The sequence below is a fragment of the Terriglobales bacterium genome (assembly GCA_035764005.1).
Taxonomy (GTDB): domain Bacteria; phylum Acidobacteriota; class Terriglobia; order Terriglobales; family Acidobacteriaceae; genus Gp1-AA112.
In genome coordinates this window covers 39,334-49,776 of record DASTZZ010000110.1, presented here as the reverse complement: position 1 = coordinate 49,776, position 10,443 = coordinate 39,334, and the positions used below count along the sequence as shown (strand labels likewise).

Below are 10,443 nucleotides of genomic sequence, written 5' to 3'. Positions count from 1 at the left end.
CCGGGCGGAACACTCGTCACCTGCGGCGCGACCACCGGGCCTGAGGCGAAGTTTGATCTTCGCGTGCTCTTCAGTCGGCAGCTTTCGTTTCTCGGTTCCTATATGGGAACGATGGGAGATCTCCACGAGGTGTTGAAACATGTTTTCACCGGCAAACTCAAACCGGTGGTTGACCGAGTCTTCCCGCTGAGCGAGGCACGAGCGGCGCACGAGCGTCTGGAAAAAGGCGAGCAGTTCGGAAAGATCGTGCTCAATCCATGAGTCCGGATCAGGGAACACCCGCAGCCGATCCCAGCCTCCGCCGGGCGGCGAAATGGATTGCGTTCATCCTATTCGTCCTTTACTGCGCAGACCTGGCGTGGAAGCTCGCGCACTGGAGTCAATACGCTGCCGGTCTTGCACCGTGGCAGCTTGGGACGGCACTAACTCTGCGATTAGTTTTTATGGCCTTCTTGCTCTGGATGTTTCTGCGCGCGAGGAGAGCTGGATGAATGTCTGTGAGCTACCAGGTCGTCTTGGCGGCCGATGCTTCGCCGCCATTGCGGTGGAGTTGCGAATTACAAGATTCGTATTCATCACATACTGAGTCCCATTTGGGGAGGGCTCGCGCCTTTCGACGTCTTTCATCAAAGCTTCAAATGCGATCCTTGCGAGTTCCTGCTGCGACATCTGTACAGTTGTCAGTGGCGGGATTACGAACTGAGCGAGCCGAATATCATCGAAGCCCACTACTGACAAATTGCGCGGAACGTGGATGCCGCGTTGATACGCCTCACGCATCACGCCGATGGCCGTCATGTCGTTTGAGCAGAGCACTGCTGTGGGCTGCGTGCGCTGCGACAGGTCGCGAAACGCCTTCATGCCACCTTCGACTGTGTGGTCGCCGACGACAATCGAGGACGCATCGAGGCCAATCTCGTTCATCGACTGCTCGAAAGCTTCGCGTCGTGCACAGGCTGATTTCAAGTGCGGAGGGCCGGCTACAAATGCAACCCGCGTGTGCCTGAGAGCTGCCAGATGTTGCACCGCTTGCCGAATTCCATCCCTGTAGTTGATGGTGATGTTGCTTACGCGAGGAAGTCTGGGCCCGACGTCGACGAACACAAGTGGAACTTTTCGGTAACGCAGATCCTCAATCAGAGAATCTTCCATGCCGAAGGTCAGGATGGCCACACCGTCCACACGCCGCTCGATCATCCGGCGTACGGACAGCTCCATCCGCTTCGCGTCATAGATGGTGGAAGTCAGAAGAATTTCGTAGTTGTGCTGGACCGCCAGATTCTCGAACGTCTGGACGAGTTCGGGGAAAAATGGGTTGGTGATTTCCGAAACGATCAACCCGAACACGCGGCTTCGGCCGGAGACCAGGGAACGCGCGGCGGAGTTCGGATAGTAGCCGAGTTCCTCGACCACCTTCCAGACTCTCTTGGCAAGCTGAGGATCAACGGTCGGTACGCGGTTAATCGTGCGCGATACTGTGGCAGTCGAGACCTTGGCTCGGCTCGCGATTTGCCTGATATCCATGAAAAATCAGGAGAGAAAACGTATTCGCAGTGAATCCTACCACGTACGCGGCATTGTAATGATGCAGGCCGATGCGACTGATCAGCCAACGATGGGCGGCTCGACCCACTCAGCACTGCGGTTTAATCTCTAGAAGAGCATGTCATCGCTTCCACAAAGATTTGGACGATACGAGATCGTGCGCGAAATCGGGCACGGGGCTATGGGAGTGGTCTATGAAGCGCTCGATCCAACCATTGCCAGAAGGATCGCACTGAAAGCCATTCGTTTCGATGGAATCGGCACCACCGCCGATGAAGCAGCCCGCCGATTCAAGAACGAGGCGCGAGCAGCCGGCGGACTGAATCATCCGAACATTGTCACCGTCTATGACGCCGGCGAGGACAATGGCATTCTTTACCTCGCGATGGAATTCATCGAGGGTTCCACGCTGGAAGCCTTGATTCGCCAGCAGCGCACGATTGCCACTTCTCAGACCATCGACATCATCCGGCAAGTCTGTGCCGGTTTGGACTTCGCACACGCAAAGGGCATCATCCATCGCGATGTCAAACCGGGAAACATCATGCTCGCCGGCAATGGTTTGGTAAAGATCACCGACTTCGGCATTGCTCGCGCCGGCGAAGCCATGACCATTACGGGACAAGTCGTAGGCACGCCCAACTACATGTCTCCGGAGCAGGTGCTGGGCAAGCAGCTCGACGGCCGCAGTGATCTATTCAGCGTTGGCGTGATTCTGTACGAGATGGTTACAGGAGAGCGTCCGTTCGAGGGCCAGAGCATCACCACGATCATGTACAAGATCGTGCATGAAACGCCGATCCCTCCGCGCAAGCTCGATGCCACCATTCACCCCGGCCTGAGTGCGGTAATTGAGAAGGCACTCTCAAAATCTGCCGACGACCGATTCCCGAATGGGGAAACTCTGGTTCGCGCGCTTCAGGAATACAAAACCGCAAGTCTGTCAAACGTAAATACCTTGGGGCAGCCCACGGGAGATTTTCCCGGACTAGTCGATACGAACGCGACTTACGATGCGCGGCCGCGGCCATCGCAGTCAGTGCCCTCCCAACCTGTTCCCGGCGGATCACCGGCTCAGCAATCACACTCGATAGGTATTCCAACTCCGCCGCCGACCCAGATATCGGAGCGGCGCCGCCCATGGGATCTTTCGTCGAAATCGCGTCGTCGTGTGGCGGTCTTATTGGTGCTTGCAGCGTTCTTGATCTATTCGCGCCTTCAGCGACATTCTTCGAAGTCACACAATGATGAGAAAGACAGCGGAACGCCGGCATCGACGGTTGCAGCTCCACCGCCGCCGACTCCACCGACCGATAATTCGCAAGCGCAGCTGGGGTTACAACAGGGGTCTCCTGCGCTGGTAAAGCGCGAGAATGCCACCAAAAATTCAACCACCGCGACGATGAGGCTCAACAGCAATCCGCCGCAGGCCGAGGTCGACCTCGACGGAAAGCCGACTGGCAAGCGCACTCCAACCGAGCTTCAGGTCGGTCGCGGACGCCACCACGTGAGTATTCGCATGCCCGGCTTCCAGACGTCGAGCGTGACAGTAAAGGTCGCAGGTGGAGAGGAATTCGAGTACTCACCTGACCTGACGGTTGCGATGCCAAATGTCCCAAACATCAACATGCCCGATTTGTCGAAGCTGAAGGAATTATCGAAAGACCAGGCTTTTCAGGAGCAGTTTTGGCAGAAGTGGGCAGGACACCAGGTTGGTCGAGGTCCAAAGCTGGTGATAGAGAGTAAGCCTCCGGGCGCAAGTATCGTGATCGACGGGACAGACAGCGGCCAAACCTCACCGGCGGTGATTCCTCTCAAACCTGGCAAACATCACGTCAAACTGGAGCTTGATGGTTTCGATGCGGCGGAGAGCGACGTGACCGTGCCGCAGAATAAGGCAGCGATCTTGAATCCCACTTTGAAACCGTCAGGAACAGATCGGTAGTCAACACTCACCAATCCCGCGCTGTGCATGCGGGGCAAAGATTACGCGCTTTGGCGGTCCGGAAGGTCCGAATCCCATGTGATGTCCAGCCACTTTCGCGCTTCTTCCATGCTCCGGAAGACCTGGATATTGCTCTCATCGGCGCGAATAGACTGATACATGCGGCTGCTGCCGTACATCAGCTCGCTCCCTGCCACGATGGCTCGCCGCGCAGCAGGAGAGAAAGGATCGATTGTCTGCGCCAATTCGATCATTTCGCGAAAGCTGAGATCTGATTCGGTGACACCGCGAACGTCCAGAAGCTCGCAGAACGACGAATGGAAGCATGGGTCAGACTGCAGAGCTACGGCATGAGAGACCAGTTGCCGAAAGCTGAGAGTTCCGGCCATTGCGGTGAACACGATCCGCCGTTTCCCGTCAATCTGGTACCTGATGCTCATGGCCACTCTGCAGCGAGAACGCTGCAACGTTCCTCAGCCTCACGTTACACGCACACGAGCAGCACTAACATCACACAGAAGTGGAGGTAAGACGATTTACGCCGCCCGCCCGACCACGTGGGAATGGACGTCGCAGATAGCGCGAATCATAGCGGCTTCCGCGTTGGTGCGGAACATGTTTCGCGGATAGGCGCAGTGCAGGTGAAATTCACGATCGTAGAGCAGGTCGTTCCAGAGGCTCTCAAGCTGCAAGGCGGCAATACGGTTTCCCTGCTCCCAGAGGACTGCGACCATCTCCCCGAAAACAGTGATTCCTCTTTGACCGTTCCAGGCCGACTGTCGAGCGCGCGCGACCACATTCCCCAAAACGGAAAAGAAGCGTTCGCGGTCGGGGAAGCCCTCGACCATGAATGTCGCCAGCATCTCGTCGGCATCCGCAAGGATCAGCCGTCCCTGCTGTTCCAGGATCGAGGTTTGCACATCACTCGTTGCCAGCGCGGACTTAAGCTGCTGGCGATGTGGTTCCGTGGCTACGACGATAACGGAATTCCCCACGTCAATCGCAGGCACAATGATCGAGCGCAGTCGCTGGATCAGCGCCTCGTCGTGCTCGTAGAAGTGCACGGAGTGGATCACCGAAGATGTCGCGCTAACGACCAACTACACCTCGCCCTTTGACGGTTAAGATTATACGATGTCAAACCTGCTACTTTGGTTGTAGAAGGCCTTCGCGCCTAGCCAGCCGGGTACGAGCAGCAACATTTCGGCTCGACGTAGCCCCTATATCCGCGCTCCTCCCTCCTTTAACAAAGTTGGTCCCACAACGGCGGCTCGGGCCCTGAAGCCCGCAGTTTGGCCGACGCTCGGCGGACATGTTCCCCCCAAAGGACACCCGGGTCCCGCTAAGGTCTAGGGCCGAACTCCCCTGGACTGGCTGATCGGGCGATGCTCTGCTGGTCGCAGAGGCATTCCGCGTGCGTCCGGCCAGGCCGAGGGGCAGACCTCATAAGTGACCCTGAATGCCTTCCGACGCCGACCAGACCCTCAGAAAGACCGTCCAGCTTCGGTTGAAAGAGGCGGCTCGAACGCCTTGCTGGGAAGGGGGCTTGCCCGCTCAGGGAGCAGCTCATCTCTGAACTTGCCTGTGCAGGGGGGCGACGCTTCCTGCGCACTCTGGCGTACCCAGATCGAGCATTCACTGATATGCTGTCGCGATACATTCCCCCACAACCAGGCCTCCATGCAACATACGTTGCTCTGTATCGACGACGAGCCCTCAATCTGCGCTCTCCACAAGCTGCTCTTTGAGGTGAACGGATATCGTGTGCTTGTCGCCAACAGCGGTCCCGAAGGCCTGCGCCTGCTTGAAGGCGACCACATCGATCTGGTTGTTCTCGATTACCGAATGCCGGAGATGACTGGAGACAAAGTTGCAGCGCTCATCCGCAGCCAGCATCCCGAAATTCCGATCCTCATGGAATCCGCCTATACCGATCTTCCCAAAGAGGTACTGAAGAACGTCGACGCCTACCTTGTTAAAGGCGATGCGACCGAGAAGCTGGTTGCGCAAGTAAAGGCGTTGCTGAAGAAGAGAGCCAACGGGAATAAACGATAGTTACCAAACAGTAAATTTACCCAGCAGTCAGGACGACGAAGCTCGACTATTTCTTATTGCCTACCGCCTCCTGTGTACTGCCGATCACCATCCTCCGATCTGCGAAATCCCTCTCGTTTGCACGAACTATCTCGCGCTGGTCGCGCCAGAGGTGTTGGCAAACGAAACCGGCTTCAGCTCGCCCACAAGAAAGACCCAGGCAAATCCGCCCACCAGCATGACCGTCGCCGTCGTCGCCAGAGTGACGGCAAAGTTTCCGGTGCGATCGAGCAGGAAGCCGGTAATCGCCGGCGCAAGAATACCGGCGAAGTTGGCAACGCAGTTCTGCAGTCCGCTCCACTTTCCTGAGGCGTCGTGTCCGCCAAGGTCCTGCGGGAAGGCAAAGATTCCCGTCGCCGCAATGCCCCAAGCCGCGAAGGTGAAGACGATGCAGACCATGAACCAGTTCGAACCGGCCAGCATCCAGCACAGCAATCCAATTGCAGCCAGTGTGTGGCCGACAATCATCGCCGTCTTGCGCGCGCGTGTAATCGTCTGCCCGCCGCGCACCGCGCGATCGGTAAGCGCGCCGGTGATCACGGTAAACGCCGACTCTACGCAATAGAAGAGCGCCGCCAGTTTTCCCATGGTGGGAAGCGAGAACTGCTTCTCGCGGACCAGGTAGAAGGGCATCCAGGTCAGCACGAAGTAGGCCAGATAGTTGATGCAGAAGTGCCCAATTGCTCCGCCCCAAAACGAGCGATGCCGCAGAATCGCCCACACCGGCGGCCCTGAGCTCCTGCGCGCCGTGTTTGCAGGCGCCGAACACGGCATCGAGATCATCCACGGAATCAACCAGGCCAGCGTGACAAAGCCGAGTCCGATAAAGAAAGGACGCCATCCGAAGCGCGCAATCAACGTTCCGCCCAGCAGAGTGCCGATCGCTGGTCCCAAAGCCGTACCGGTCATAGTCGCCGCGTTTGCCAGGCCTCGCCGTTCGTTGGGCAAATCACGCGCGAGAATCGTCCCAAAGCAAGGCCACGGCGTCGATTCTCCGATGCCCAGCAGCACGCGCATTACCAGCAGCATGGTGAAGCCATGGACAAGACCCGTCACCGAAGTTGCCACCGACCAGAGCGCGAAGCCGCCGGCGAGTATCCATCCCGGATGAAATCGGTCCGAGAGCCATCCCGACAAAATTTGGAACGGGGTGTACGACCAGAAAAACGCCGAAAGCAAAATCCCAAGTTGGGACGCGCTCAAGTGAAGCTCGTCCTTAATAATCGGCGCCGCAATCGACAAGTTTCCACGATCGACATAGGCGATGATCATCGAGAGCGTCAGCATCAGGATGAGCACCGAATGCCTCTGCGGAGCCCGAACCTGCGCGACCGGCGCGGTAGTCATGGCCACCTAAGATACTCCAGAATCGCCAAACAGAAGCGCTGCCGGTACCGCGGTCCTGGCAAACGCCGATTTTGCGATCACTGGTGGCGAGATAGGCGGTGGAGCAGTCGCTTCTTTTTGCGGTTGCACGTTGCTGTTCTTGGCTGATATCGAGCCTGCGGAATCGAGGGAGGGAGACAGACGCAGGTTACCTTTGTTCATGTAATCCGGTGCGTTATTACGGTGGTACAGCGGACCCCTACTATCTGTTATTCGCTACGCCGACAATGGGATAGTTAACGCATGGCCGATCTCCAACGAGAACTCGCCGCTCTCCGCGCAGAGATGGCAGCGATGAAAGCGCGCATGGAACGCATAGAGCAGCGAACAGGCCTTGGGCTCGCGCCTGCGGAACGAAAGCTAGAGGTCGCTCGTCCTGCCGCGCCGGCGGTGCCTTCACCGCCTCGGCCATTGGATGTCGCTCCAATTTCGCCGATACCGACAACGTTCTCAGTCACTCCAGCGAAGGAAGAGGACGAGCTTGAGGGCAAGATTGGGAAGTTGTGGCTGAACCGAATTGGGATTATCGCGATCCTCACCGGCGTCTCGTATTTCATCAAATACGCCTTTGACAACGGTTGGATCGGTCCCGCGGGACGAGTCGCACTGGGCCTGCTCGCCGGCATCGCTCTCATTTTCTGGAGCGAGCGCTTCCGCACTCGTGGTCAGGGGCCGTTCTCTTATTCAATGAAGGCTGTCGGCATCGGCATCCTTTACTTGTCGCTTTGGGGAGCGTTCCAGGTTTACCACCTTGTGCCTTCGGCGGTGGCCTTCGTCTCCATGATTATCGTGAGTGCTTCAACGATAACGCTGGCACTCACTCAAGACGCGGAGATTCTCGCTGCTTTCGCGATGATTGGCGGCTTCAGTACTCCTGTCCTTCTCTCTACAGGACAGAACCACGAGATCGTTCTCTTCTCCTACGTAGCGCTGCTGGATTTGGCGATGCTGGCCGTAGTAACCCTCAAGCCATGGCGACGCTTGTTGGTCGGCGCCTTTACCGGCACCATCATTCTCTACATCGGATGGTTCGCCGAGTACTACACCAAAGAACAGCGGATTACGACGACAATATTCACGATTCTTTTTGCGGCAATCTTCGCCGTGATTCCCCTGCTCACGCCTCTTACGCCTTCGAGATGGCGATCTGGATTCTCAGCTACTTTGACATTCCTGCCGTTGCTCAACGCCGCCGCCGCGTTCCTCGCGCTGAACGAGATGTACTCCAACGACACGCTGACCTGGTATGCGTTAGCGCTGGCAGCCGTTTACCTAGCTTTGAGCGGCCAATTCAAGCGTCGCGCGGGCAGCAATGCCAACGTGGTGAAGACGATCAACATGCTCCACATCGCCATTGCGGTCGCGTTCATCACCATCGCGATTCCACTGAAGCTCAACTCACACTGGATTACCCTGGGATGGCTCGTCGAGTCGGCCGTGCTTCTGTATGTATCGGTGCGCACGAAGACGAACTTTCTGCGTTACTTTGCTGCCACAACTCTGAGCCTCGGCATCATTCGCCTACTCGTTTTCGATAACTTCCGCGTTGAGACGTTGATTCTTAATGCTCGCTTTGCCACTTATCTTGTGGCAATCGCGATTCTAGGCAGCATCGTCGCAGCCGCTGACCGATATGCGAGTGAAGGCGAGCGTCCAGCCATTCGGGTCGCGGGCGTTCTCCTCAACGTGCTCGCGCTGATCGCACTTACGCTAGAAGCCTCGGACTATTTCACTCGACAGATAATGCCGTTCTACGCGGCGCACAATTACTCATACACGGCGATACACCAGATCGAACTGGCTCGCCGCTTCAGCTATTCGCTCATCTGGCTCGCCTACGGCGCAGGATTAATGCTGTTCGGATTCAAGCGCCGCTCGTCATTCGTGCGCTGGCAAGCGCTGGTATTGATCGCGCTGACGATCGCCAAAGTGTTCTTGTACGACGTCTCGGAACTCCAGCAGGGATATCGCATCATCAGCTTCATCGCTCTTGGAGCGGTCCTGATGGGAATCTCGTACGTCTATCATCGCGATTGGCTAAAGCTCGGTCCTGGGGGAGAAGCGAAACCGAGTCGGGCAGCGTCCGCATGAACAATTTCCTGGTGCTGCTGTCTTTCATCCTTCTGTTAAGCCCGTCCGTATCGCATTCAAAGTATCAGCGTCCGATACAGGTCTCTGCTGCGGGGCAGAACTACATCGCAGTCGATGAAGTCATCTGGAAGCACGCGCGTCCGGATCTTGGCGACCTACGTTTGCTTTCAGGTGATTCCGAAATCCCCTACGCGATCTCGGTTCAACGTGGCAGCCTTGAGGAAGACCGCAAAGATCTCACCGTCTTCCAGCAAGCCACAGTACAGGGCAAGACGCAGTTCCTGATTGATATGTCTGGACTGGCCGAGTATGACCACGTGCAATTGAAGCTTGCGACGAAAAACTTCGTCGCGCATGCACGCGTCGAAGGCCAGGACGATCCCCACGCAAAAACCTGGGCTGGCCTGGGCAGCACCATCATCTACGATCTCTCGCGCGAGAATCTGGGTTCTAATACCACGCTGCGAATTCCACGCTCCACATACAAGTATCTGCGGATTACCGTTGACGGCCCGGTACAGCCGAGCGACGTACAGGGCGCCGTCTCAAAGATGGCCGAAGAGCAACCTGCCGTCTGGCGCGATGTGGCGTCATTGAATGCTCCAGCCCAATCCGGGAAAGATACAGTATTCACCTTCTCACTGCCCGAAACGGTGCCGGTGGAACGCGTAAGCTTCTCGATCGCACCGTCGGCGCAGAACTTCCGCCGCGATGTCGAGATTCGCGACGAAAAAGACGGATGGCTTGGTTCAGGCGAGATCGAACGAGTCCACATGGTCCGTGCCGGACAAAAGATCGATTCCGAGCAGCAGAGTGTAGCGTTTTCCGCAAATGGGCATACCACGGTCAAAGTCATCGTGCACAACGGCGACGATCGCCCGCTCGACATCAGCGGCGCGCGACTGCAACAGTTGGAACGCCGAATCTATTTCGACGCATCAGCGCCGGCGCGACTGTTGATCTATTACGGCGATGAGAAGCTGAATTCCCCGGTGTACGACTACGCCAAGCTCTTTCAGCAGAGCAAGAACGCGGTAGCGGCGCAGCTCGGAGCAGAAACGTTAAACGCTGCATTTACGCAACGCCCAGATGAACGCCCCTGGTCGGAACGGCATCAGTTCGTATTGTGGATTGCCATTGTCCTCGCAGTTCTCGGATTGGGAGCCGTCGCGATCCGCTCAATGAGAACCGCCACGGCGTAGAGTCCAATGTCGTCACTGCGGTAGCCTCTTCTTTTGTGCATCCAGTACCAACACCTAGGTATCTCGCACGAAATCCAGATTGTGATCAGGATCAGCGTGCACCACCGTCCATTTGATGACTTTCAGTCGCGGCTGAACCTTCCGCGACGCCCGACTTCGGCCTGCACCTGTTCCGCGAGG

The 10,443-nt window shown here is 57.2% G+C and carries 9 protein-coding genes; 5 read left to right on the top strand and 4 right to left on the bottom strand.

Going from position 1 to position 10,443, the window contains the following annotated elements:
• On the top strand, window positions 1-261 hold a 261-nt coding region (locus tag VFU50_18140; protein HEU5234784.1), incomplete at its 5' end, for a zinc-binding dehydrogenase.
• Between the two features lie 180 nt (window positions 262-441).
• On the opposite strand, the gene VFU50_18135 is transcribed toward VFU50_18140, so the two are convergent.
• Window positions 442-1,524, bottom strand: coding sequence for a LacI family DNA-binding transcriptional regulator (locus tag VFU50_18135; GenBank protein HEU5234783.1), 1,083 nt, complete (start codon window positions 1,522-1,524; stop codon window positions 442-444).
• A gap of 139 nt (window positions 1,525-1,663) precedes the next feature.
• Between VFU50_18135 and VFU50_18130 the strand changes: the two genes are divergently transcribed.
• On the top strand, window positions 1,664-3,490 hold the full coding sequence (locus VFU50_18130; GenBank protein HEU5234782.1) for a serine/threonine-protein kinase: 1,827 nt from the start codon (window positions 1,664-1,666) through the stop codon (window positions 3,488-3,490).
• A gap of 41 nt (window positions 3,491-3,531) precedes the next feature.
• On the opposite strand, the gene VFU50_18125 is transcribed toward VFU50_18130, so the two are convergent.
• On the bottom strand, window positions 3,532-3,930 hold the full coding sequence (locus VFU50_18125) for a hypothetical protein (GenBank protein HEU5234781.1): 399 nt from the start codon (window positions 3,928-3,930) through the stop codon (window positions 3,532-3,534).
• A 96-nt stretch (window positions 3,931-4,026) separates the two neighbouring features.
• A complete protein-coding gene (locus VFU50_18120; protein ID HEU5234780.1) occupies window positions 4,027-4,566 on the bottom strand; it encodes an MEDS domain-containing protein in 540 nt (179 codons plus the stop codon).
• A gap of 604 nt (window positions 4,567-5,170) precedes the next feature.
• Between VFU50_18120 and VFU50_18115 the strand changes: the two genes are divergently transcribed.
• On the top strand, window positions 5,171-5,545 hold the full coding sequence (locus tag VFU50_18115) for a response regulator (GenBank protein HEU5234779.1): 375 nt from the start codon (window positions 5,171-5,173) through the stop codon (window positions 5,543-5,545).
• A 126-nt stretch (window positions 5,546-5,671) separates the two neighbouring features.
• Here VFU50_18115 and VFU50_18110 read toward each other — a convergent pair whose 3' ends face one another.
• Window positions 5,672-6,931 carry an MFS transporter gene (locus VFU50_18110; protein ID HEU5234778.1) on the bottom strand — a complete coding sequence of 420 codons (1,260 nt, stop codon included), beginning with the start codon at window positions 6,929-6,931 and terminating at the stop codon, window positions 5,672-5,674.
• A gap of 282 nt (window positions 6,932-7,213) precedes the next feature.
• Between VFU50_18110 and VFU50_18105 the strand changes: the two genes are divergently transcribed.
• Entirely contained in the window at window positions 7,214-9,061 is a 1,848-nt protein-coding gene (locus VFU50_18105) for a DUF2339 domain-containing protein (GenBank protein ID HEU5234777.1), read from the top strand.
• Window positions 9,058-10,263, top strand: a complete 1,206-nt coding sequence (locus VFU50_18100; GenBank protein ID HEU5234776.1) for a DUF3999 family protein — start codon at window positions 9,058-9,060, stop codon at window positions 10,261-10,263. Before VFU50_18105 ends, VFU50_18100 begins: the two co-directional genes overlap by 4 nt.
• Window positions 10,264-10,443 lie beyond the last annotated feature (180 nt).